This window comes from Microbacterium sp. ZW T5_45, assembly GCF_044987415.1.
Lineage (GTDB): Bacteria > Actinomycetota > Actinomycetes > Actinomycetales > Microbacteriaceae > Microbacterium.
Map to the genome: position 1 here is coordinate 1 of NZ_JBJDRJ010000026.1, position 23145 is coordinate 23145.

Annotated in this window: 18 protein-coding genes; 11 read left to right on the forward strand and 7 right to left on the reverse strand. The window is 69.8% G+C overall.

Features of this window, described 5'->3' with window-relative positions:
• Positions 1-435 precede the first annotated feature (435 nt).
• The gene (locus ACI3KS_RS13335) at positions 436-1338 is read right to left on the reverse strand and encodes an ROK family protein (protein WP_404919025.1); all 903 of its coding nucleotides are present in this window, start codon (positions 1336-1338) and stop codon (positions 436-438) included.
• Entirely contained in the window at positions 1335-1922 is a 588-nt protein-coding gene (gene pyrE / locus ACI3KS_RS13340; protein WP_404919026.1) for an orotate phosphoribosyltransferase, read from the reverse strand. Before pyrE ends, ACI3KS_RS13335 begins: the two co-directional genes overlap by 4 nt.
• A gap of 57 nt (positions 1923-1979) precedes the next feature.
• On the opposite strand from pyrE, the gene ACI3KS_RS13345 reads away from it, so the two are divergent.
• Together ACI3KS_RS13345 and ACI3KS_RS13350 are read left to right on the forward strand one after the other, a co-directional pair.
• On the forward strand, positions 1980-2840 hold the full coding sequence (locus ACI3KS_RS13345) for an exodeoxyribonuclease III (RefSeq protein WP_404919027.1): 861 nt from the start codon (positions 1980-1982) through the stop codon (positions 2838-2840).
• Positions 2841-3010: 170 nt separating this feature from the next.
• Positions 3011-3820 carry a Cof-type HAD-IIB family hydrolase gene (locus tag ACI3KS_RS13350; protein ID WP_404919028.1) on the forward strand — a complete coding sequence of 270 codons (810 nt, stop codon included), beginning with the start codon at positions 3011-3013 and terminating at the stop codon, positions 3818-3820.
• 138 nt (positions 3821-3958) lie between these two features.
• On the opposite strand, the gene ACI3KS_RS13355 is transcribed toward ACI3KS_RS13350, so the two are convergent.
• From ACI3KS_RS13355 to ACI3KS_RS13365, 3 genes are all read right to left on the reverse strand, one after another.
• Positions 3959-6001 (reverse strand): carboxypeptidase regulatory-like domain-containing protein, encoded by a 2043-nt coding sequence (locus ACI3KS_RS13355; protein ID WP_404919029.1) that lies wholly within the window; start codon positions 5999-6001, stop codon positions 3959-3961.
• A 157-nt stretch (positions 6002-6158) separates the two neighbouring features.
• The gene (locus ACI3KS_RS13360) at positions 6159-6782 is read right to left on the reverse strand and encodes a dihydrofolate reductase family protein (RefSeq protein WP_404919030.1); all 624 of its coding nucleotides are present in this window, start codon (positions 6780-6782) and stop codon (positions 6159-6161) included.
• Positions 6783-6791: 9 nt separating this feature from the next.
• On the reverse strand, positions 6792-7226 hold the full coding sequence (locus tag ACI3KS_RS13365; protein WP_404919031.1) for a VOC family protein: 435 nt from the start codon (positions 7224-7226) through the stop codon (positions 6792-6794).
• Between the two features lie 196 nt (positions 7227-7422).
• Here ACI3KS_RS13365 and ACI3KS_RS13370 point away from each other — a divergent pair, with 196 nt between their 5' ends.
• From ACI3KS_RS13370 to ACI3KS_RS13395, 6 genes are all read left to right on the forward strand, one after another.
• Entirely contained in the window at positions 7423-8673 is a 1251-nt protein-coding gene (locus ACI3KS_RS13370) for a sensor histidine kinase (protein WP_404919032.1), read from the forward strand.
• Positions 8670-9359 (forward strand): response regulator, encoded by a 690-nt coding sequence (locus ACI3KS_RS13375; RefSeq protein WP_404919033.1) that lies wholly within the window; start codon positions 8670-8672, stop codon positions 9357-9359. Before ACI3KS_RS13370 ends, ACI3KS_RS13375 begins: the two co-directional genes overlap by 4 nt.
• Before the next feature lie 204 nt (positions 9360-9563).
• Positions 9564-10736: a benzoate/H(+) symporter BenE family transporter gene (locus ACI3KS_RS13380; RefSeq protein WP_404919034.1), complete on the forward strand. Its 1173-nt coding sequence runs from the start codon at positions 9564-9566 to the stop codon at positions 10734-10736.
• Between the two features lie 33 nt (positions 10737-10769).
• Positions 10770-11939 carry a hypothetical protein gene (locus tag ACI3KS_RS13385; protein WP_404919035.1) on the forward strand — a complete coding sequence of 390 codons (1170 nt, stop codon included), beginning with the start codon at positions 10770-10772 and terminating at the stop codon, positions 11937-11939.
• A 152-nt stretch (positions 11940-12091) separates the two neighbouring features.
• Entirely contained in the window at positions 12092-12988 is an 897-nt protein-coding gene (locus tag ACI3KS_RS13390; RefSeq protein WP_404919036.1) for an ABC transporter ATP-binding protein, read from the forward strand.
• The gene (locus ACI3KS_RS13395; protein WP_404919037.1) at positions 12985-14073 is read left to right on the forward strand and encodes an ABC transporter permease; all 1089 of its coding nucleotides are present in this window, start codon (positions 12985-12987) and stop codon (positions 14071-14073) included. The genes ACI3KS_RS13390 and ACI3KS_RS13395 overlap by 4 nt, the downstream gene beginning before the upstream one ends.
• A gap of 238 nt (positions 14074-14311) precedes the next feature.
• Here the strand turns inward: ACI3KS_RS13395 and ACI3KS_RS13400 are convergent, their stop codons facing one another.
• The gene (locus tag ACI3KS_RS13400; RefSeq protein WP_404919038.1) at positions 14312-17821 is read right to left on the reverse strand and encodes a proline dehydrogenase family protein; all 3510 of its coding nucleotides are present in this window, start codon (positions 17819-17821) and stop codon (positions 14312-14314) included.
• 133 nt (positions 17822-17954) lie between these two features.
• Here ACI3KS_RS13400 and ACI3KS_RS13405 point away from each other — a divergent pair, with 133 nt between their 5' ends.
• The gene (locus ACI3KS_RS13405) at positions 17955-18857 is read left to right on the forward strand and encodes a LysR family transcriptional regulator (protein WP_404919039.1); all 903 of its coding nucleotides are present in this window, start codon (positions 17955-17957) and stop codon (positions 18855-18857) included.
• Between the two features lie 149 nt (positions 18858-19006).
• Positions 19007-19594, forward strand: coding sequence for a nitroreductase family protein (locus ACI3KS_RS13410; RefSeq protein ID WP_404919040.1), 588 nt, complete (start codon positions 19007-19009; stop codon positions 19592-19594).
• A gap of 197 nt (positions 19595-19791) precedes the next feature.
• Here ACI3KS_RS13410 and ACI3KS_RS13415 read toward each other — a convergent pair whose 3' ends face one another.
• Entirely contained in the window at positions 19792-21588 is a 1797-nt protein-coding gene (locus ACI3KS_RS13415) for a glycoside hydrolase family 15 protein (RefSeq protein WP_404919041.1), read from the reverse strand.
• A gap of 183 nt (positions 21589-21771) precedes the next feature.
• Between ACI3KS_RS13415 and ACI3KS_RS13420 the strand changes: the two genes are divergently transcribed.
• Complete coding sequence (locus tag ACI3KS_RS13420; RefSeq protein WP_404919042.1) at positions 21772-23136, forward strand: glucose-6-phosphate dehydrogenase; 1365 nt, start codon at positions 21772-21774, stop codon at positions 23134-23136.
• The last annotated feature ends 9 nt before the right edge of the window (positions 23137-23145 follow it).

The window sequence follows — 23145 nt, forward strand, 5'->3', positions numbered from 1 at the left end:
AAGCTTGACTGCCGCGGAACGCTCTTCCATCGAATAGTGCTCACCCGCACGCCGCGCCCGCGGCCTATCTCGTTCGTTCATCAAAATCACCCGAGAACAAGACTCCACCAAAACCGGGTCACCCCAAACAGCATCCATCTCATGGGAAGTCATCGGTCTCACCTGAGTGCACTCGTTGAAACCGACGCTCGATCACGAAACCGACAGCCTCGCTTGAAACCGACCACCTCGCTTGAAACCGACCACCTCGCTTGAGACCGGCAGTCTCGCGTGAGACCGAGAGCTCCTCGGCTTAGACCGACAAGCCTGGGCGAGACCGACGCGCAGGGCGTCCACCTCACGCGGAATCGTCGGTCTCAGCCGGGAACGTCGGTCTCACACCACGACACTGGTCTCACCGGCACCAGCGCCAGCCCCTGGAACCAGTCCCGGCCCCTACCGCAGCATGAGCGCGGCAGCGCCGATCAGCGGACCCTCGTCGCCGAGTCCCGAGCGCACCACGCGGGTGCGCCGAGAGTATTCGTGGGCCGCGCTCGCGGTGAGCGCCTGCTGCACGAGGTCGATGTAGTCCGCCGACACCCGCGAGAATCCGCCGCCGATCGCGACGGTATCGAGGTCGACGAGGGTCGCGGCATCCGCGAGCGCCTCACCGACCGCGCGGGCCGAACGCTCGATCGCCGCGCGGGCGATCTCGACTCCGGCAGCCGCGTCGCGGGCGAGGTCCTCACCGGTCGATCCGGTCCAGCCCTGCTGCTGCGCCCACGCCGCACTCGCCGGTCCGGAGGCGATCTCCTCGAGCGTGAGCCCGCCTTCGCGGCGGACCTGGCCGAGGTGCCCGGCATTGCCGGTCGCTCCGGGCACGTACGCACCGTTCACGACGAACCCGCCGCCGACACCCGTCGAGACGACGATCGCGAGCGAGGACCGGGCGTCCTTCGTCGCGCCGAGCCAGGATTCGGCGAGAGCCAGCGCACCACCGTCGTGGCCGAACACGATCGGGACTTCACGTCCCAGGACGTCGGATGCTGCGCCACGCACGGCATCCGCCAGCCCGAAGCCCCGAGCATGAGGCATGTTCACCGGCACGATCGCACCCGCTTCGCGGTCGATCGGGCCGGCGCTTCCGATGCCGGCGCCGGCGAGCTCGGCACCCGCAGGAAGAGCGCCCAGCGCGTGCGCGACGACCGCGGCGACGGCATCCGTCAGCGACGCGAACGTCGCTTCTCGCCCGGTGGGCTGCCGACTGCGGCTGCCCTCGACGAGCGTGCCGTCCTCCGAGACGAGGGCGGCCTCCATCTTCGTGCCGCCGATGTCGACGGCGAGGGCGTAGCGGGTCACTGGGGGTCGAGTCCGAGGTCGTCGAGGTCGAAGGCTGCGCGCCATTCCAGTCCCTCGGCTTCGATCGCGGCCTGCGCCCCGGTCTTGCGGTCGACGATCACGGCGACGGCGACGACCTCAGCGCCCTCCTTGCGCAGGGCTTCGACGGCCTTGAGCGCGGACTGCCCCGTGGTCGAGGTGTCTTCGAGCACGACGACGCGCTTGCCCTTGACGTCGGCGCCCTCGATCTGGCGACCGCGGCCGTGGTCCTTCGGCTCCTTGCGCACGACGAACGCGTCGAGCGGACGCTCGGTCGCGACCGAGGCGTGCAGCACCGAGTTCGCGATCGGGTCGGCGCCGAGCGTGAGACCACCGACCGACACGACGTCGAGATCGGCGATCAGGTCGAGCATGATGCGTCCGATCGCGGGAGCCGCGCGGTGGTCGAGCGTGAGCTTGCGCATGTCGACGTAGTACGTCGCCTTCTTGCCGCTGGAGAGGGTGAAGTCGCCATGGAACACCGCCTCATCCTTGATGAGGTCGAGGAGTGTCTGGCGGTCTGCGTCGAGTGCGGTCACGGCATCCAGTGTAGAAGGCGCGGACATGTCCTCTCGATATGAGTCGGCGGGCTCTTGTCCGTGCCCGCAACTAGGCTGGGAACCATGCGCTTGGCCACCTGGAACGTCAACTCCATCCGCACCCGCGTCACCCGCACCGTCGACTTCGCCGTCCGCGAGGACATCGACGTGCTGGCGATGCAGGAGATCAAGTGCAAGCCCGAGCAGTTCCCGTATGGGCCGTTCGAAGAGGCCGGGTACCACGTCGAGGTGCACGGCCTGAACCAGTGGAACGGCGTCGCGATCGCGAGCCGCCTGCCGATGAGCGATGTGCGCACCGCATTCGACGGGATGCCGGGCTTCGCGAAGGGACACGAGGGGCCGGATGCTCCGCTCGAAGCACGCGCGCTCGGCGTGATCGTCGATGGCGTGCGCGTATGGAGCCTGTACGTGCCGAACGGCCGCTCGCTCGAGGACCCGCACTACGCGTACAAGCTGCACTGGCTCGAGGAGCTCAAGAAGTCGACGGCGGCCGAGCTGTCGGCGAACCCCGAGCTGCCTCTCGCGCTGGTCGGCGACTTCAACATCATCCCCTTCGACCACGACAACGGCGACCCCGACATCGTGGTCGGCCGCTCCACGCATGTCTCGCCGCAGGAGCGCGACGCGTTCTTCGCGTTCACGGATGTCGGGGTCAGCGATGTCGTGCGCCCGCTGCTGCCCGAGGGCTACACGTACTGGGACTACCAGCGGCTGAAGTTCCCTCGCAACGAGGGCATCCGGATCGACTTCATCCTCGGATCGAAGACGCTGGCGGATGCCGTCACCGGTGCCTCGATCCACCGCGACGAGCGCAAGGGCGAGCAGCCCAGCGATCACGTGCCGGTCGTGGTCGATCTCGACGCCAGCCGTCTCGGAACGGGCGGCGCCGAAGACGACGACGATCTGCCCATGATCTTCGCCTGAGCACCCCCGGTCGTTGAGCGAGCCCGGTCGTTGAGCGGCCCCGGTCGTTGAGCGCCCTTCGTCTCGTCGCTGCGCTCCTCGCTCAGGAACCGCGGAGCGAGACGAAACGCCCTTCCTAGGTCGTTGAGGAACCGCGAAGCGAGACGAAACGAAGAGACGAGATAGCCCTCATGCCCCTCCGCCTGATCGCGACCGACCTCGACGGGACCCTGCTGACCTCGGCATCCGCGGTCTCCCCGCGCACGCGGGCGGCGTTGGATGCGGCGCGAGCGCGAGGCATCCATGTGGTTCCGGTGACGGCGCGACAGCCCATCGGCCTGCGGGCGATCGCGGCCGACGCGGCGTTCGACGGTTGGGCGCTGTGCAGCAACGGCGCGTTCGCGACGCATCTGACCGACGGACGCCTGCTGTTCGTCGAAGAGCTGCCGTCTGATGTCATCCGTCCGCTCGCCGAGGCTCTGCGCGAGAGCATCCCCGGTCTGCTGTTCGCGAGCGTGCGCGAGGGCGGTGAGACCTTCGTCGCACAGGACGGCTACGCCGCGGTCGCGGACTTCACCGACCACAAGCGCGAGCCGCAGTCGATGGGCGGGGTGCCGCTCGACCAGGTGCTGTCTGCTCCGAGCCTGAAGCTGGTGATCCGGCATCCGGAGCTCGCACCCGCGGTGCTGTTCGACACGCTGCGCGACCTGGGGCTCAGCGGTTTCGAGGCCACGCTCTCGGGTGCGCCGTTCGTCGAGGTGATGGCCGAGGGCGTGACGAAGGCGACCGGCCTCGCCCGGCTCTGCGAGCACCTCGGGATCTCCCGGTCCGACGTGGTCGCCTTCGGCGACGCGCTCAACGACGTCGAGATGCTGCGCTGGGCCGGCCATGGCGTCGCGATGGCGGATGCCGATGACGTCGTGAAGGATGCCGCCGACGAGGTCACCGCGTCGAACGATGACGATGGGGTGGCCCGGGTGATCGAGCGGATGCTCGGCTGATCTCTACGTGGACAGCCTCTCCTGCACTCGCTGATTCGACGCGTTGAGGCGCTGCCGATGGCGAACGATCAACGCACCGACAACGATCACGGTCATTCCGACCAGAAGCGCAGCGATACGACCCATTCGTCGATGTGCTCAGCTGATCCTGCGCCGCCGGACGAGCGCGACTCCGAACACTGCGAGAACCGCGCCCAGCGTGACCGCAGCCATCGGAAGCTCCGCACCGGTCGTCGCCAGCGCGGTGACCGCGCCTCCGCCCGTCGGCCCCGACCCTGACCCCGACCCCGATCCACCTGAGCCCGACCTCGCCGTCACCTGCAGCGCGGCACTCGCCTGCACGCCGCCCTCGTCGTGCAGCGCGACCAGCGTGTGCGCGCCCACCGGGGCGGATGCAGGGATCGTCAGGGAACCCGCGACCCGACCGTCGGCATCCGCGGTCAACGTCCCGAGCGCGATCGGGTCGGAATGCAGCTCGAACTCGACGACCTCGCCGGGCTGGAACCGCTCGCCGGTCACGGCGACCGTTCCGCCCGCTTCGACGGACGAGCGATCGAGGGCGATTGACGGCTCCGTCTCAGGCACGACGCACTCGACAGCGAGCTCCACGTCGACACCGGTGATCCTGCTGCCCGAAGCGACATCGATCGAGTGGCCGTCGCGGATGTCGAACGCTCCTCCGTAGAACTGCGGGCAGTAGCCGTCGGCCTCGACGCCGATCCGATACGTCCCGGCCGGAAGCACACCGCCTCCGACCTCAGCCCCCATCCATGAGAAGGAGTAGACGCCGTTCGTCTCGGTGCGGGCCACCTCGCGCCACTGCCCACCGCTCCACAGGTACGCCACGACGTCCGCGGCAACGACTCCGCCGTCATCCGTCCGTACTGTGCCGGCGATGTCGCCGCCGACCGTCAGGTCGAAATCGGTCCCGGCCGCCTCACCGCCGGAGACGAGGGTGACCGCCGTCGCGTCGGCCCAGGTCGCCGCGTGATCGAAGTATTGCGGAGCATGCACCGCACCAGGGCCATAGCCGCTCTCGGCCCTGACCGTGTACGTGCCGGCCGGCACGGAGATCGAGTAACTGCCGTCACCCTTCGTGTACGCCATTCCCACGACCTGGCCATCTTTCGAGGCAGCGACGATCGCGTCGTACAGGGGGCCGTCCTCGCCACGCACCACGCCGGAGATCACGCCCGCCGCTTCGAGCTGGGCATCGAGCACGACCGTCTGGCCCGAGGAGACACTGACCGGAGTCGCTGTCTCGGGCGAGCCGGCGTTCTCCCAGTACTCGGAGAGCACTCGGGGATCGTCGCTCTGGAAGTACACCGTCACAGATCCCGGCGAGAACGGCAGCCGATAGGAGCCGTCCGCGGAGATCGGCACGCTCGCATCGGCGCTGTCTGGCCCGCTCACGCTGACAAACCCAGTCGCAGGACTGCCGTCAGCCAGCGTGACCGAGCCTGTGATGGTCGCGACGCCGGTGAGCGACGCATCCACCCCCGTCGTCTCCTGCCCCGAGACGACCGCGACGCGCGTCGCCGACCATGCATCCTTGGCACCGTTCCAGTACTCGTCGGCGAGTGCTTCATCCGGCGAGTCGAACCGCACGGTATACGACGCCGGAAGCAGTCCGACCGAGCGATAGTGCCCCGCGTCATCCGTCGTCGCCGAGCGTGTCTCGCCTCCGGCATCCGACACGAAGGACACGGTGACGCCCGCGACGGGGGTCGCATCCTCAGCCCGCGTCACCGTGCCGGAGATGGACCCTCCGAGCACGAGGGACGCGTCGACGCCGGTGATCTCGTCGCCGCCGACAGCGGTGATCCGTGTCGCACTCGACCAGTTGTGCACGCCGTTCCAGTATTCGGAGACATAGTCGGTCCCCGTGCTGTCGGTGGCGAAGCGGACCGTGTACTCGCCCGGTTCGAGACCGGCGACCGCATACGTGCCATCCGCATTAGTCGAGTCCGCGCCGTTCGACGAGAAATCCGTGCTGTTCACGAAGACGGACACGCCTGCGAGCGGCAGACCGGTGTCCTCCGCGGTGACGACTCCGCTGACGGTCGAGGTCGGAGCCTCCGCCGCGACAGCGGATGCCGCTCCGCTCAGCGCGAGCACCATTGCGGCGCCTCCCGCGAGCAGTGCACGAACCATCGATCGTGGATTCCTCTGCGACACCATCGGCGTCCTCCTTGACCAGCCGTCGGTCGGCCGCACCAGGCGTCGATCTTCGGAAGCGAGCGGCTGCCGATGATGTGGCAGCACCAGCTTGAACTTAGGGGTAGAGCTGCGGCGGACGGAAGAAACTGAACCCACATTCAGTTCCGCCTGACCCCTGTCACGCCGCCATGTTCCCGGTGCGCACCTCGCCCGACACCGGCGCGTAGCGCAGCAGCAGGGCGCCGCCGTCCCCGGACTCCGCGTGCAGCAGCCTCATGCTCGACGGCGCGGCGCCGTCGGGGAAGACCTTGCGCCCCTGGCCGAGCACGACCGGATACACCCACAGCTGCAGCTCGTCGTAGAGCCGCTCGGCGAGCAGGGTCTGCACGAAATCGACGCTGCCGATCACGTGCACGTCCTGGTGCTTCTCGCGCAGCGCCGCGATCTCCGACGCCAGGTCGTCTCCGACGCGCGAGCTGCCCTCCCAGTCGAGCCGGATGCCCGCATCGCGCGAGGCGACGTACTTCGGTACGCGGTTGAAGAGCTGTCCGATGAAGCCCTCCGGCCCCGTGGTGTGCTGCGGCCAGTACCCGGCGAAGATGTCGTAGGTGCGACGCCCGAGCAGCAGCGCGTCGAGCGTCTCCATGCCCGCGGTCACACTGCGCATGACCGCCTCGCTCGGATATCCGGCCTGCCAGCCGCCGTAGGGGAAGCCGTCTCTGGTGTCCTCCTCGGGCCCGCCTGGTGCCTGAGCGACGCCGTCGAGACTGGTGAACAGGTCGATGATGACGCGGCCGGTCACGGGGTCACCTCACTCGGCGGCGGTGTCGGCGACGTGCTCCGGACCGTTCTCCACGGCCTCGGGCGTCATGTACAGGAAGCCCAGCGAGTTGCCGTCGGGGTCGTCGATGTCGCGCGAGTACATGAAGCCGTAGTCCTGCGCGGGCTTCGGCTCGGCGCCACCCGCGGCGAGCGCCTTCTCGGCGATCTCATCGACGGCCTCACGGGACTCGCGCGAGAACGACACCGAGACCTGGGCCACCTGGTGCGGATCGGCGATCGGCTTGTCGGTGAACGTGGCGAAGAAGTCGCGCTTCAGCACCATGAAGTAGATGTCCTCGCTCCACACCACGCACGCGGCGTTCTCGTCGGTGAACAGCGGATTGATCTCGCATCCGATCGCCGTGTAGAACCGCTTGCTGCGCTCGAGGTCGGTGGTCGGAAGGTTGACGAAGACGGCGGTCATGAGGACTCCTCGAACGAGCGGATGCGGGCCGGTGAACCCGACCCAGGAGCCAAGTTCGTCCTGTTCGACTCCGCTGTCAAGAGAACATCGGGTATTCCGGATGCCGCGGCGCGAGCATCCGACGGCTGCGACGCCCGATCCACGATCCGCCGCGCGGGGGATGCCCGCCCGCGCGCCTCCCTCTACCGTGGAGGGCATGTCCTTCACCCGCACGCCCACCGAGCGCGAACTGCGCGGCGACGTCATCCTCGGCGGTGTCCTGTTCGTCGGTGCTGTGCTCAGCGCGGCACTTTCATCGATCTCGCTGGTCTACGGCGACGAGGCGCTTCCGCTGTGGACCGCCCTGATCTACGCCGTCGTCATCTCGGCCCCGCTCACCGTGCGCCGCCGCTGGCCGTGCACGGTCGCGGTCATCGTGTCGGTGGCGTACTTCGCCGCGGTCAGCCTGCGCATCCCCGAGATCTACGTGGGCAACATCGCGATGTTCGTCGGCCTCTACACGGTCGGTGCGTGGGTCGGCGACCGCCGCCGGGCGTTCCTCATGCGGGTCGCGATCATCACGGGCATGTTCGTGTGGCTGATCATCACGATGTACCGCGACGCGATCACCGAGGCCGACAAGATCGACGTCGCCGCCGGGGCCTTCTCGCCCTACGTGGCGTACATGATGATCCAGATCCTCATCAACGCCCTCTACTTCGGCGGGGCATACTACTTCGGCGAGCGCTCGTGGGCCGCCGCAGCCGAGCGATCGGTCCTCGAAGAACGCACGACCGAACTCGAGCGCGAACGCGAGGTCACTGCGGCGCAGGCCGTCGCCCTCGACCGCGTCCGCATCGCCCGAGAGCTGCACGACGTCGTCGCCCACCACGTCTCGGTCATGGGAGTGCAGGCGGGCGCTGCGCGACTCGTCGCCGAGAGCGATCCCGCCGCGTCGAAGCAGATGCTCCTCGGCATCGAGTCCTCGGCCCGCGACGCGATCCACGAGCTCCGCCAGCTCCTCGAGACGCTGCGCACCCCCGGCGGGGAGACGACGGATGCCGCGTCGACGCTCGGCCTCGACGACATCCCCGCCCTCGTCGACGCCTCGACGGATGCCGGACTGCCCTCGGCCTTCCACGTGATCGGCGACCCGGCGCCGGTGCCGTCGCTGATCGCCGTGAACCTGTACCGGATCGCCCAGGAATCGCTCACCAACGCCCGCCGTCATGCCGGTCCCGGTGCCACGGCCGATGTGCGCCTGCGCTACGACGACGGCGCCGTCGAACTCGAGATCGTCAACACCGGCCGCCACGTCACACAGCTGCGCCCCGGCCTCGGCCAGTTGGGCATGCGGGAGCGGGCGGCGGCATCCGGTGGCACGATCGAGGTGACGCCCCGTTCATCCGGCGGCCTGCGCGTGCGCACCAGGGTCCCGTTCTCCCCCACCCTTCAGGAGGTGTCATGATCCGCGTGCTGCTGGTCGACGACCACGCGATGCTGCGGGCCGGGTTCCGCACGATCCTCGACAGCCAGCCCGATATCACCGTCGTCGGCGAGGCCGCCACGGGAGCGGATGCCGTGGCGCAGGCATCCGCTCTGCAGCCCGACGTCATCACGATGGACGTGCAGATGCCCGACATGGACGGCATCGAGGCGACCCGACGCATCGTGGCCGACCCCGGCGTGGCCGCGGCGATCGCCATCGTGACGACCTTCGACCGCGACGACTACCTGTATCAGGCGCTGGATGCCGGAGCCGCGGGCTTCCTGCTGAAGAACGCCGGCCCCGAGGACCTGCTCACGGCGGTGCGGGCGTTGGCGGCCGGCGACGGGATGCTGTCGCCCGAGGTCACGCGCCGCGTGCTCGCGCGGTTCGCGCAGGCACCGGCATCCGCTTCTCCCGCTGCTGTTCCTCCCGCCACCGCGCCAGCCGCGTCCACGGGGTGGCCGGAGCTTCCGGAGCCGCTCACCGAGCGCGAGGCGGAGGTGCTCGAGCTGCTCGCCGATGCGCAGAGCAACGCCGAGATCGCGGGGGCGCTGTTCATCGGCGAGGCCACGGTCAAGACGCACGTCTCGCGGATCCTGCAGAAGCTCGGCGCCCGCGACCGCGTGCAGGCGGTCGTGATCGCGCACCGCCGCGGACTCGCCTGAGCCGCGCTCACGCGCGCTCGCCTGTCCGGGCCGCGCCTCGCTCGCGCCCGCACCCGCACCCCGGCCGACGCCCCCGCTCAGCTACGACGCCCCGCTGATTCACGCAGATGAGAGGGGGTGTGGACGCTCAGCGGGGGCGTCGGCGGGCTGGCTCGAACACCCCGGAGGCTCACGGCAGCGCACGCCCGCGATACCCTCGTCGCTATGCCCGGCGCCACCTCGCTCTCCCGTCCGATCCTGGCCGGCGTGGTGACGGCGCTCGTCGGGTTCACCAGCTCGTTCGCGGTGGTCCTCACGGGACTCGGCGCCGTCGGCGCCACCACAGCCCAGGTTGCGAGCGGCCTGCTCGCGGCGAGCCTCACGATGGGCGCGGCCTGCATCGTGCTCGCCTGGCGCTACCGGATGCCGATCACCGCGGCCTGGTCGACCCCCGGAGCAGCTCTCCTCGCCGCCACCGGCACGGTCGAGGGCGGCTGGCCCGCCGCGGTCGGAGCGTTCCTGCTCGCTGCGGCACTGATCCTGTTGACCGCGCTGTGGCCCGCCCTCGGCGCCCTCATCGCGCGCATCCCGCCCTCGATCGCGCAGGCGATGCTCGCCGGAGTCCTGCTGCCGCTCTGCCTCGCCCCGATCAGCGGACTCGTCGAGAACCCGTGGGGCGTCGTCCCCGTCGTGCTCACCTGGCTCGTGTTCTCGCGCCTGGCCCCGCGCTGGGCGGTGCCGTTCGCGTTCGTGACCGCCGCGATCGTCGTCGCCGTCACGCTGGTGCAGCAGAGCGCACCGTTCGACCCCGCGCTGCTGCTGCCGCGGGTGGAGCTCACCGCTCCCACGTTCACGGTCGGCGCCGCCATCGGCATCGCGCTGCCCCTGTTCATCGTCACCATGGCGTCGCAGAACGTGCCGGGCATCGCCATCATGCGCAGCTTCGGCTACGAGGTGCCGTGGCGTCCGGCGATGCTCGTGACCGGCCTCGGCACCGCGATCGGGGCCCCTGCCGGCGGGCACGCGATCAACCTCGCCGCGATCAGCGCCGCCCTCGCCGCCGCCCCCGACGCCGACCCCGACCCGAAGCGGCGCTGGGTCGCCGGCGTGTCGACGGGCGTCTCGTACCTGGTGCTGGGCGGATGCTCCGCGGCGTTCGTGACCCTCGTTCTGCTCGCGCCGGATGCCGTCATCCCGGCCGTCGCGGGCCTGGCCCTGTTCGGAGCCTTCGGCTCGTCTGTGCAGCAGGCGATCGACGACCCCGGCGAGCGCATCCCCGCGGTCGTCACCTTTCTCGTGGCAGCATCCGGAATCTCCCTGCTCGGAGTGAGCGCGGCGTTCTGGGCGCTGGTCGCCGGGCTCGTGGTCCGCACGGCGCTGCATGCGGGACGGCGCTGAGCGAGCGACGCACTCAGCGGTTACCGTGGTCGGGTGACGGTTCCTGCACAGCCCCCGGGCACCTTCGACGCCCGACCCCTGGTCGACCCCGTCGACCCTGCCGAGGTCGAGGCGTTCGCGCGACTGCGGCCGGCGAGCGAGAAGAAGACCTCCACAGCCGTCACGATCATCGTCTGGGTCATCTGCGCGATGGCGTTCCTCATCGTGGTGCCGATCGGCTCGCTGTTCGTCCTGGGAGCCGGCTATGCGATCGGCGGGAGCGTGGGATCGGCCGTCGCCGGGATGCTCGGCATCCTCCTGCTCGGTGGAGCGATCATCGGCGGCGTCCTGCTGAGCAGGCGCGCCCGACGCCTCCGCGACACCACGCGTCTGCGGCTGACCCGATTCGCGACGGCCAACGCGATGACGTATCGCGATCGCCTGGACGACCCGCCGCTGCCGGGCATGATCTTCCACACCGGGTCGAGCCGGATGGCGACCGACGCGCTGCGTGGCACGGTGCCGCGCTTCGTCGAGTTCGCCAACTATCAGTACACGACGAGCAACGGCAAGAACACCCAGACCCACCGCTGGGGCTACGTCGCGGTGAAGCTCGACGTGCCACTGCCGAACATCGTGCTCGACGCGCTCGGCAACAACGCACTCGGCAACACCATCGCCTCCGGGTTCACGCGTGACCAGCGACTGTCGCTCGAGGGCGACTTCGACCGGTACTTCTCGCTGTACTGCCCGGCCGGATACGAGGCCGACGCTCTGTACCTCTTCACGCCCGACATCATGGCGCGCTTCGTCCACCACGCGGCGGAGCTCGACGTCGAGATCGTCGACGACTGGCTGTTCCTGTACACCCGCCGGTCGGTGTCGACTCTCGACCCCGCGACGTGGGCCTGGCTCTTCGGCGCCGTCGGGGCTCTGCTCGTCAAGCTCGACCAGTGGGCGCGGTGGCGCGACGAGCGCCTGCAGATGGCGCCGGGCGGAGCGCCTGTGGTCGGGGTGAACCCCGGTGCCAGTCCCCCGACAACCCCCGCGCTGCCGTTCGCCGTTCCCACGCAACTGCTCACACCGCCAGGCGTCGCCGCCCCTGGTCGGCGGCTGCGCCGTCGCGGACCCTGGCTCGTGCTCATCCTCGGAGTCGGGATCGTGGCCGCGGGAGCGCTGATCCCCCTCGCGATGGCGATGTTCGCGGTGTTCACCTCCCGCTGAGTCGCCGCCTGGGCGACACCGTCCCCCGCGACCTCCTCCGATCCCCCGTGAGGGGGAGAGCGCACGATCACCCGCACGGGGGATGCCTCCGCCACCGCCTGCTCCGTACCGTGAGAATCACACGGCAGACGAAGCGGACGGAGAGAGCCGAAGTGACCACAGGAAAGCTCGTACTGAGCGGCATCACCAAGAGCTACGGCTCGCGGCGCGTGCTCGACGACGTCTCGTTCGAGGTGGCCCCCGGGCGCCTCACGGGCTTCGTCGGCGGCAACGGCGCCGGCAAGACCACGACCATGCGGATCGTGCTCGGTCTGCTCTCCGCCGACGGCGGCAGCGTCGAGCTCGGCGGCACCCCCCTGACCGCGGCCGCCCGCCGGCACTTCGGCTACATGCCCGAGGAGCGCGGCCTGTACCCCAAGATGAAGGTGCTCGAGCAGATCGTCTACCTCGCCCGCCTGCATGGATTCAGCAGGACGGATGCCACGACGAGGGCGACCGCGCTGCTCACGGAGCTGGGCCTCGAAGAGCGCTTGAACGACACGATCGAGTCGCTGTCGCTCGGCAACCAGCAGCGCGCGCAGATCGCTGCTTCGCTCGTGCACGACCCCGAGGTCCTCATCCTCGACGAGCCCTTCTCGGGCCTCGACCCGCTCGCGGTCGACGTGGTCGCCGGTGTACTGCAGACCAGTGCCGCGAAGGGCGCCGCGATCCTGTTCTCCTCGCACCAGCTCGACGTGGTCGAGCGCCTGTGCGACGACCTGGTGATCCTCGCCGGCGGTACGATCCGCGCGGCCGGATCCCGCGACGCCCTGCGTGCCGAGCACGCCGGCGATCGCTACGAGCTGGTCTCGGCATCCGACGCGGGCTGGCTGCGCACCGAGCCGGGCGTCACCGTGCTCGACTTCGAGGGCGGCTACGCACTGTTCGACGCCGACGGCCCCGAGACCGCGCAGCGCGTGCTGCGCACGGCCGTCGAGCGCGGCGATGTCGCGAGCTTCGCACCCAAGCATCCGTCTCTCGCCCAGATCTTCAAGGAGGTCATCCAGTGAGCACCCCCGCCCCCCTCAGCACCGCGAGCGGCATCTGGCTCGTCGCCGAGCGCGAGCTGTCGTCGAAGATCCGCAGCAAGTCGTTCCTCATCTCGACCGGCATCCTGCTGCTCGTCGCCCTGGCCGGCATTCTCATCAGCGGCTTCACCAGCGCGAACCCCGAGGCGACGAAGGTCGCCGCCACCTCGCAGACCGCTTCGATCGTGAGTGCGCTGCCGGACGTCGAGGTCACCGAGGTCGCCGACCGCGGCGAGGCCGAGGAGCTCGTCCGCTCGGGCGATGTCGAGGCGGCAGTCCTCCCGGGCGACGGCGCCACCGGTTACACGATCATCGCCCTGGAGAACGCTCCCGGCTCGCTCGTCTCGGGCCTGTCGGTCTCGCCGGACGTCGAGATCCTCGAGCCCGCGACGACGAACCCGCTGCTGCGCTACTTCATCGCGATCGGCTTCGGTCTGGTCTTCCTCATGGCCGCTTCGACCTTCGGCGGCACGATCGCGCAGAGCGTCGTGGAAGAGAAGCAGACCCGCGTCGTCGAGATCCTGCTCTCGTCGATCTCGGCGCGCACACTGCTCGCCGGCAAGGTGATCGGCAACACGATCCTCGCGATGGCGCAGATCCTCGCGATCGCCGCGGTCGCGACCATCGGTCTCATCGTCACCGGGCAGAACGAGGTGCTCTCGAGTCTGGGGGCTCCGATCGTCTGGTTCGCGGTGTTCTTCCTGTTCGGATTCGTGCTGCTGGCCTCGCTGTTCGCCGCCGCGGCATCCATGGTGTCGCGCCAGGAGGACGTCGGCTCGACGACCATGCCGATCACGATGCTCGTGATGGCGCCGTACATCCTCGTCATCGTCTTCAACGACAACTCGCTGGTGCTGACGATCATGTCGTACGTGCCGTTCTCGGCGCCGGTGGGGATGCCGATGCGACTGTTCGTCGGCGAGGCGCAGTGGTGGGAGCCGCTGCTCTCGCTCGTGATCCTGCTCGCCTCGTGCGTCGCGGCGATCGCGATCGGAGCGAAGATCTACGAGAACTCCCTGCTGCGCATGGGCGGCAAGGTCAAGCTCGCGGAGGCGCTGCGCGGCTGAGGCGCACCCCCGGTCCGCGGCACCGACAACGCATCCTCGACGCCCCCGCTCGTCGCCGAGGCCCCCGCTGATTCACGTGGATCAGCGGGGGCCTGGGCGTTCAGCGGGGGCCGCGGCATCCGCTCCGGTGCCTCCTCATCCCCCTGTGCGTTGTCGTCGACCCGGTGCCTTCCCTGCGCGATCAGAGCACTGGGTCGACGCGAGCACACCGGGTCGGGGGGATTCGGGCGAACGCGCCTCAGACCACGCCCTCAGACAGCGAGGTCGGGTTGCCGAAGCGGTGGTTGGTGATCGAGACGGCCTGCTCGTGCAGGAACGGGAGCATCTCGACGCGGCCCGCGCCGGTGACCTCGTGCGACCAGACCGCGACGTCAGGGCTGCCGCCGAGCGCCTCGAACAGCGCCGATGCGTCCCCGCCGACGAGGCGCACCCGCTGCCAGCCGTGGGCCGACTTCGCGTAGCGCTTCGCCCACGCGGCATCCTTCTCGTGCGTGATCGTCACTCCCTGTGCCCGCAGCGCCTTCTCGACCGCGGAGGGCAGGGCGGGCGCCGAGACCGTGAACGGGCCGCCGCTGCGCAGCGCCGCCGCGAGGACCCGGATGCCGTCGGCGAGCGGCGCATGCTCGGCGATGCGCACGTCGACCGCCGTCGGCCGGTAGCGGAACACGTTGCGCTCCACGCCGAGGCCCGACCTGTCGGAGACCGTCCCGAACTCATCGACCCACGCCCGCTCGTCGGATGCCGCCGCCCGGCGCAGCCACTCGGCCTCGACCGGGTCGAGATCGCGAGCCGCGGCGAGCAGTGCGGCGACGGGGGCCGAGAGCGCAGCATCCGGAGCGACGGCCGGCAGGTCGGACGCCTTCCACTCGCCGAGACCGAACAGGTAGTTCGGGCCTCCGGCCTTGGCACCCGCGCCGACCGCCGATCGCTTCCAGCCGCCGAACGGCTGACGCTGCACGATCGCACCGGTGATGCCGCGGTTCACGTAGAGGTTGCCGGCCTGCACCTGGTCGATCCAGGTCGCGACCTCGGCGGAGTCGAGCGAGTGGATGCCGGCCGTGAGGCCGTAGTCGACCGCGTTCTGCAGGCGGATCGCCTCATCGAGGTCCTTGGCGCGCATGATGCCGAGCACCGGTCCGAAGAACTCGGTCAGGTGCGTGGTCGATCCGGGGGCGACACCGGTCTTCACGCCGGGCGTCCACTGGCGGCCCTCGTCGTCGAGCTTCTTCGGCTCGACGAGCCAGCGCTCGCCCTTGCCTAGCGTGGTCAGCGCGGTGAGGAGCTTGCCCGCAGCGGGCTCGATGATCGGTCCCATCTGGGTCGCGGGGTCAGACGGCAGACCGACGCGCATCGACCGCACCGCGTCGACGAGCTGGCGCTCGAACCTCTTCGAGTCCGCGACCGAGCCCACGAGGATGGCCAGCGACGCCGCCGAGCACTTCTGACCCGCATGGCCGAAGGCGCTGCGGGCGACATCGGCGGCGGCGAGATCGAGGTCGGCCGACGGCGTCACGATGATCGCGTTCTTGCCGCTGGTCTCGGCCAGCAGCGGCAGGTCGTGCCGGAACGAGCGAAACAGTTCGGCGGTCTCGTAGGCACCCGTGAGGATCACCCGGTCGACGATCGGGCTCGACACGAGCTGGGTGCCGAGCTCGCGCTCGTCGACGTCGACCAGCGCGAGCAGATCGCGCGGGATGCCGGCGGCCCACAGCGCCTCGATCATCACGGCGCCGCAGCGCTGCGTGAGCGCCGCGGGCTTGATGACGACGCCCGAGCCGGAGGCGAGTCCGGCGAGCACGCCGCCTGCCGGGATCGCGACGGGGAAGTTCCAGGGCGGAGTCACGACCGTGACCTTCGACGGCACGAAGGCGGCACCGTCGAGGGCGTCCAGCTCGATCGCGCGCTCGGCGTAGTAGTGCGCGAAGTCGATCGCCTCGCTGACCTCGGGGTCGGCCTCGGCGATCGTCTTGCCCGCCTCGTGCGCCATGATCTCGATGAGCTCGGCACGACGCGCGGCGAGCTCATCGCCCGCGCGATGCAGCAGGGCGGCGCGCTCGGCGGCAGGACGGGAGGCCCAGGATGCCGCAGCATCCGCCACCGTCGCGAAGACGCGGTCGAGCTGTTCGGGGGTGTCGATCCGGGCACGGGTGATCGCGTCGACCCCGAGCGTGCTCGTGGTCGAGCGGCGGAGGATCGCGCGCCCCCAGGCGCGGTTCGCGGCGATCGCAGGGTCGGTGTCGGCCTGATTGGCGAACCCCGTGGCGGCGCCCTTCGTCGGTTCCTGAGCGAGCGAAGCGCCCTTCGTCTCGTCGCTGCGCTCCTCGCTCAGGGACCGGGGAAGGGCGTTCTCGGCAGCCCTGTCCTGCACGCGGTTCGGGGTCGGCTCGGAGCCGTCGGCCTCGAGGGCCGCGAGCGAGCGCTCGAAGCGCTGACGCTCCCGGGTGAGCAGAGTGGGGTTCGAGGCGAGCTCGAACACGGCCGACATGAAGTTCTCGGAGCTGGCGTTCTCTTCGAGGCGGCGCACGAGGTACGCGATCGCGACGTCGAACTCGGCCGGGTTCACGACCGGCGTGTACAGCAGCAGGTTGCCGACGTCCTTGCGCACCGCCTCGGCCTGCCCCGTGGCCATGCCGAGGAGCATCTCGAACTCCACGGCATCGGTCACTCCGCGGTTCTTCGCGAGCAGCCAGGTGAAGGCGATGTCGAACAGGTTGTGCCCCGCGACGCCGATGCGCACGGCATCCAGTCGCTCTGGAGTGAGCGCCCAATCGAGCACGCGCTTGTAGTTCGTGTCGGAGTCCTGCTTGGTGCTGTACGTCGCGAGCGGCCAGCCATGGATCTTCGCGTCGACCTCTTCCATCGCGAGGTTCGCTCCCTTGACGACGCGCACCTTGATGGGCGCGCCGCCCTTCGCGCGCCGCGCGGCCGCCCACTCCTGCAGGCGCTGCATGGCTCCGAGCGCATCCGGCAGGTACGCCTGCAGCACGATGCCGGCTTCGAGGTCCTCCAGTCCGGGCTGATCGAGGATGCTCGTGAACGCGGCGATCGTGAGATCGAGGTCGCGGTACTCCTCCATGTCGAGGTTGATGAACTTCGCCTTGCCCGACGCTTCGGCATCGGCGGCGAGGCGGTACAGCGGGGTGAGCTTCTCGACGACGTCTGCGACGGCCTCGTCGAACGACCACATCGACAGCTGGCTGACCACGCTCGACACCTTGATCGACACGTAGTCGACGTCGTCTCGCGCAAGGAAGTCGTAGGTGCCCTGCAGGCGCCGGCCGGCCTCGCGCTCGCCGAGCACGGCCTCGCCGAGCAGGTTGAGGTTCAGGCGGTTGCCGCTCTTGCGCAGCTTCGCGATCGCCGGCCCCAGCTTGGCAGGGGTCGCATCGAGCACGAGGTGGCCGACCATGGCGCGCAGTACGCGGCGGGAGATCGGCACGACGACGCCGGGCATCTTCGGCGCGAAGAAGCCGCCGGCCTTGATCGCGGCACGCAGGTAACCGGGAAGCAGGGTCGGGGTGATCTCCGAGAGCTCGGCGAGCGTGCGGCCGGCGACGCTCAGGTCTTCCGGTCGCATGACGCCGTCGACGAAGCCGACCGTGAAGTCGAGACCGTTCGGATCCTTCAGCACCTCGGACAGACGCTGAGCGGCGGGTTCGACCGGGTGCGTCTCGCTCTCGGCGAGCCAGCGCTGCACGAGAGCGGCGACTTCTTCGGTGCGAGGGAGTGCGGTATCGACGACGGACATCTGCGGCTGCCTTCCAGACGGGCGCGCACTCGGGACATGCGCTGCTGGTTCATTGTCCGATCGCAGATAGCATCACGTCTATCAACCCTTTTGAGAGATAATCGTTCAGTTGAATCAAACGATGGGATGCCGGATGCTCGACGTGAATCGACTGAGGATGCTCGTCGAGCTCTCGCACCGGGGGACGCTGTCCGCGGTCGCCGATGCGCTGTCGTACAGCAAGGCCACGGTCTCGCAGCAGCTCGCCGCACTCGAACGCGAGGTCGGGGTCGCGCTGCTGCGCCGCGTCGGGCGCGGCGTGCAACTCACTCCGCAGGGGAACGTCCTCGTCGCCGAGGCCATCGGCATCCTGGATCGGCTGGAGCACGCCGAGGTGGCCGTCGCCGAATCGCTCACCGAGGTCACCGGCACCGTGCGCATCGCGGTGTTCCAGACCGCCGCGCATGCGCTGCTGCCGCCGGCTCTGCTGAGCCTGGGCGAACGGCATCCGGCGTTGCGGGTCGACGTGACCGAGAGCGATCCCGAGACGAGCCTCGAAGGCGTGGCCAGCCGCGACTTCGATCTCATGCTCGCCGAGCAGTATCCCGATCATCAGCGGCCGCTCAAGCCGGAGCTCGACCGGGTGGTGCTGACCCACGACGCGATCATGCTGGGCCGCCGCGCGCACGACGAGACGGATGCCGGCACGGCGCTGCGCGCGGCGGCGGATGAGCCCTGGGTGCTCGAGCCCGCGGGGACCGCCTCGCGCGCCTGGGCCGAGCAACTGTGCCGACGAGCGGGGTTCGAGCCGGACGTGCACTTCGAGGTCGCGGACCTCACGACGCACGTCCGATTGATACGGGCCGGACTCGCGGTGGGGCTGCTGCCCGATCTCGTCTGGGCCGGCGATGCACCGACGGTCGCGCTCGCTCCCCTGCCCGGTTCACCGCGACGCGAGATCTTCTCGTCGGCCCGGCGGGTCTCGGCCGAGGCGCCGTCGATCAAGGCGGTGCGCGCGGCGCTGGCCGAGGCCGCGGGGGCGCTGCTTCCGGAGTAAGCCGTCGCGCGGCACGCCGTCCGCCGGCCCCGAAGATGACGTTCTGTGTCATCTTCGGAATATCCGGGAATATGCATCCGCATGTATGCGTTTCGGCTCTCGTACGCCGGACGAAGGAGTCCGATCCGCTCCTTCCGAAAGGCACTACCGTGAGCGCTCCCGTGATCGACCGCACCGCCCCCACCGAGCACCCCGTCCTCGACGTGCTCGCCGCTCGCTGGAGCACCCGCGCCTATGACGCGGAGAACACCATCGACGACGCCAAGCTGAACGCCGCTCTCGAGGCTGCGCGCTGGTCGCCGTCCGCCTACAACCTGCAGCCCTGGCGCTTCATCGTCGCCCACCGCGGCACCGCGCTCTTCTCGCAGGTCGTCGACTCGCTCGTCGAGTTCAACCAGCTGTGGGCCTCGAAGGCATCCGTCCTGATCGTCGCGATCGCCGAGACCGAGTCCGAAGACGGCAAGCCGATCAGCCACGCCGTCTACGACCTGGGCCAGGCCGTCGCGCACCTCTCGGTGCAGGCGCACCACGACGGTCTGCTCGTGCACCAGATGAGCGGCTTCGACCCCGAGGTCGTCCGCGAGTTCGCCGATCTCGCCCCGCGCTTCACCGCGACCACCGTCATCGCCCTCGGCGAGCTGGGTGACGCCTCCGAGCTGCCCGAGGGTCTGCAGCAGGGCGAGACCGCCCCGCGTGTGCGCCGTCCGATCTCCGAGTCGGTCATCCTCAGCGCCTGAGATCCTCGCTTTGCCCCGCCCGCTCCTCGGAGCCGGCGGGGCATCGTCGCATCCGGGCTGCGTCTCGCGCCCTGCCGAAAACAGGTCAACCGCGCCGAAGAAGGAAACTCTGGCCGATTTCCTCATGATCTCGCGCGGTTGACCTGTTTTCGGACGCGACCTGACGCCTCATCGAAGGGCCCGGTTGCTCCTGCCGATCACCTCGGCCGCTGCGCGGCCTCTGCCAGAGCATCCGCCGCCCGCACCAGGGCGAGGTGCGAGAACGCCTGCGGAGTGTTGCCCAGCTGCCGCCCGGCGACCGGATCGTACTCCTCCGAGAGCATCCCGACGTCGTTGGCCAGCCCGCACAGGCGGTCCATGAGGTCGTGCGCCTCCTGATGCCGACCCGTCGTCGCGTACTGCTCGACCAGCCAGAACGAGCAGGCGAGGAACGCCCCCTCCGACCCCGACAGCCCATCGACACCGGTTCCGGTGCGGTATCGGCGCACGAGCCCATCGGGCATCAGCGTCTGCTCGATATGCTCCACCGTGGCGAGCATCCGCGGATCATCCGGCGCGCAGTACCCGACCTGAGGCAGCAGCAGCAGCGACGCGTCGACCTCAGTCGTGCCGTAATACTGCACGAAGTGCCCGTCGACCACCCCGTCACGATCGATCTCCGTGCGCAGCCGATCCCGCAGTCCCCGCCACCGATCGACCTGCCCGTCGAGTCCGTAGTCCTCGACCGCGCGCACCGCCCGATCGAAGGCCGCCCACATCATGACCCGCGAATGGGTGAACAGGTGCGGCTCGCCGCGGATCTCCCACAGCCCCTGATCGGGCCGCTCGATCTGCTCCGAGGCGAACCGCAGGAGCTGCCGCTCCAGCGGCCACGAGAACTCCGACTCGGTGAGCCCCGCCGCTCGTGCGGCCGACAGCGTGACGATCACCTCGCCGACGACATCCGCCTGGTACTGTGCGGCGGCGCCGTTGCCGAGCCGCACCGGCGCCGATTTCTCGTACCCGGGCAGCTCGGGCAGCACCCGCTCGACGAGGTCGCGCTCGCCCGCGAGTCCGTACATGATCTGCAGGTCGGCCGGATCACCGGCGACCGCCCGCAGCAGCCACTCGCGCCAGTCCCCCGCCACCTGCACGAAGCCGTGATCGAGCAGCGCCTCGAGCGTGAGCGCAGCATCGCGCAGCCACACGTACCGGTAGTCCCAATTGCGCTCCCCGCCGATCTCCTCCGGCAGTGCCATGGTGGCCGCGGCCGCGATGCCACCGGTCTCGTGATTGCTCAGCGCCCGCAGGATCAGCAGCGACCGCACGACGTCGCCCCGTCGCGGACCGTCGTGTGCGATGCGGTCGGCCCAGCTCTGCCACCAGTCCTTCGTGCGGTCGATCTCCGCCTCGGCGTCCAGCGGCTCGGGGACGTCACGGTGCGAAGGGAACCACGTCAACTGCAGGTCGCGCACCTGACCTGCCCTCACCTTGAGCTCACCCCGGTGCTGATGGTCGACGGCTTCGAGGGCCGCGCCGCGAACGGCGACGGCATCCGGCCCGCCCATCGCGACCAGGCACGGCTCGGTATCGGTTCCCGTCTGCCGCACCCAGGGCATCACCCGCGAGTAGTCGAAGCGGATGCTGAGACGCTGCTCGAACGTCATCCGCCCCTGGATGCCGATCACGCGACGCAGCAGGTCCGTCCGTCGGATCGCGACATCGGGGTCGAGTCCGATCGGCATGAAGTCGTGCACTTCGGCGACGGCATCCGCGGTCTCCCAGCGGGTGATGAGCACGAAGGTGTCGCCGTCGTAGCGGCGGGTGGCGACGGCATCCGGATCCTGCGGTCGCACCTGCCACCGTCCGTGCGCCTCGTCGCCGAGGATCGCACCGAACACCGACGGGGAATCGAGGCGGGGCAGGCAGAGCCAGTCGACGCTCCCCGCTGTCGAGATCAGCGCGGCCGTGCGGCAGTTGCTGAGCAGGGCGTAGTCCTCGATACGTGCAGCCACGGGGTCGAGCCTGGCACGGCGCGGCGGCGGCGCGCCAGCCCTGCCGGGTCGCGGTCGGGTCGCGGTGCCAGCTCGATGATGGATCAGAAGTGCTTCCCTGGGAGCGTCGGCGGCGGCACTTCTGATCCATCATCGCCGCGCGGATGCTGTCGCAACCAGCCAGGCGCCGGGTAGCCTGCGGACATGGCGAGCACACCCACGACCCTGTTCATCCTCGGCGCCTCCGGCGACCTCACCTCCCGACTGCTGCTGCCGTCGCTCGCGGCGCTCCTGGCGCGGCAACCGCAGCGGCGGATCGCCCTGCGCGGAGCAGGGACGGAGGACTGGGATGCCGCGAAGTGGCAGCAGATCGTCGCCACGGCCTTCGCCGATTCCGCCGACGCGCTCGATCGCGTGACGGTCGGCGACTACGTCGCGGCGGACGTCACCGACCGTGGGGCAGTGGCTCAGCTCGTCTCATCGCTCGGACCCGGTACGGTGCTCTACTTCGCGCTGCCGCCGGCGGTCACGCATGCGGCGATCGACGCGATGCAGGGACTGGAGCTGCCCGCCGACATCCTCTTGGCGATGGAGAAGCCGTTCGGAGACGACGAACAGAGCGCCCGTGAACTGAACGAGAAGCTGACGGCGCTGGTCGCCGAACAGCAGGTGTTCCGCGTCGACCACTTCCTCGGGCGGTCGACGTTGCTGAACCTGCTGGGCGTCCGGCTCGCGAACCGCATCTGGGAGCCGGTGTGGGCGGCCGAGCACGTGGAGTCGGTGTGCATCCGCTTCGACGAGACGCTCGCCCTCGAGGGTCGAGCCCGCTACTACGACAAGGCCGGCGCGATGATCGATATGATCCAGAGCCACCTGCTGCAGGTGCTCGCACTGGTCGCGATGGATCCGCCCGCGACGCTCGGCGAGCGCGACCTGCGCGACGCGAAGGCCGCGGTGCTGCGAGCCACGCGGGTGCGCGGCGGAGATCCGGTGGCGTCGTCGAAGCGGGCCCGGTATACGGCCGGCACGGTCGGCGATCGAACGCTTCCCGCCTACGCGGATGAGGAGGGGGTGGATGCCGCGCGCGGCACCGAGACCCTCGCCGAGGTGACGTTCGAGGTCTCGAACGATCGCTGGGAGGGTGTGCCGTTCATCCTGCGCTCCGGCAAGGCGCTCGAGGCGAAGCGCTCGGAGGTGACCGTGACCTTCAAGCAGGTGCGGCACCTGCCGCTCGGGCTCGCCGGGGAGCCGGTCGACGGCGGTCGGCTGCGGTTCTCGCTCGGCCCCGACCGGATGGCGCTGCGGCTGCACGTGACGGGTGGCGACGATCCGTTCGCGCTGCGCGACGAGGACCTGCTGGCCGACCTCGGCGAGGGCCAGCGCCGGTCGTACGAAGAGGTGCTCGACGAGCTGCTCGACGGCGAGGTCGCCCTCTCGGTGCGGGCCGACGAGGCCGAGGACTGCTGGCGCATCATCCAGCCCGTGCGCGAAGCCTGGGCGAAGGGCGAGGTGCCGCTCGACGAGTACGCCGCGGGCTCCGCAGGGCCGGAAGCGTGGCCCGAGGTGTGACGCGTGCCT

What these genes read in the sequence shown, in the direction of transcription:
- ACI3KS_RS13405 (WP_404919039.1), top strand. Translation starts at nt 17,955, where the DNA reads ATGCTCGACGTGAATCGACTGAGGATGCTCGTCGAGCTCTCGCACCGG.
- ACI3KS_RS13355 (WP_404919029.1), bottom strand. Translation starts at nt 6,001, where the DNA reads ATGGTGTCGCAGAGGAATCCACGATCGATGGTTCGTGCACTGCTCGCG.
- ACI3KS_RS13370 (WP_404919032.1), top strand. Translation starts at nt 7,423, where the DNA reads ATGTCCTTCACCCGCACGCCCACCGAGCGCGAACTGCGCGGCGACGTC.
- ACI3KS_RS13420 (WP_404919042.1), top strand. Translation starts at nt 21,772, where the DNA reads ATGGCGAGCACACCCACGACCCTGTTCATCCTCGGCGCCTCCGGCGAC.
- ACI3KS_RS13375 (WP_404919033.1), top strand. Translation starts at nt 8,670, where the DNA reads ATGATCCGCGTGCTGCTGGTCGACGACCACGCGATGCTGCGGGCCGGG.
- ACI3KS_RS13365 (WP_404919031.1), bottom strand. Translation starts at nt 7,226, where the DNA reads ATGACCGCCGTCTTCGTCAACCTTCCGACCACCGACCTCGAGCGCAGC.
- ACI3KS_RS13350 (WP_404919028.1), top strand. Translation starts at nt 3,011, where the DNA reads ATGCCCCTCCGCCTGATCGCGACCGACCTCGACGGGACCCTGCTGACC.
- pyrE (WP_404919026.1), bottom strand. Translation starts at nt 1,922, where the DNA reads ATGTCCGCGCCTTCTACACTGGATGCCGTGACCGCACTCGACGCAGAC.
- ACI3KS_RS13380 (WP_404919034.1), top strand. Translation starts at nt 9,564, where the DNA reads ATGCCCGGCGCCACCTCGCTCTCCCGTCCGATCCTGGCCGGCGTGGTG.
- ACI3KS_RS13345 (WP_404919027.1), top strand. Translation starts at nt 1,980, where the DNA reads ATGCGCTTGGCCACCTGGAACGTCAACTCCATCCGCACCCGCGTCACC.
- ACI3KS_RS13400 (WP_404919038.1), bottom strand. Translation starts at nt 17,821, where the DNA reads ATGTCCGTCGTCGATACCGCACTCCCTCGCACCGAAGAAGTCGCCGCT.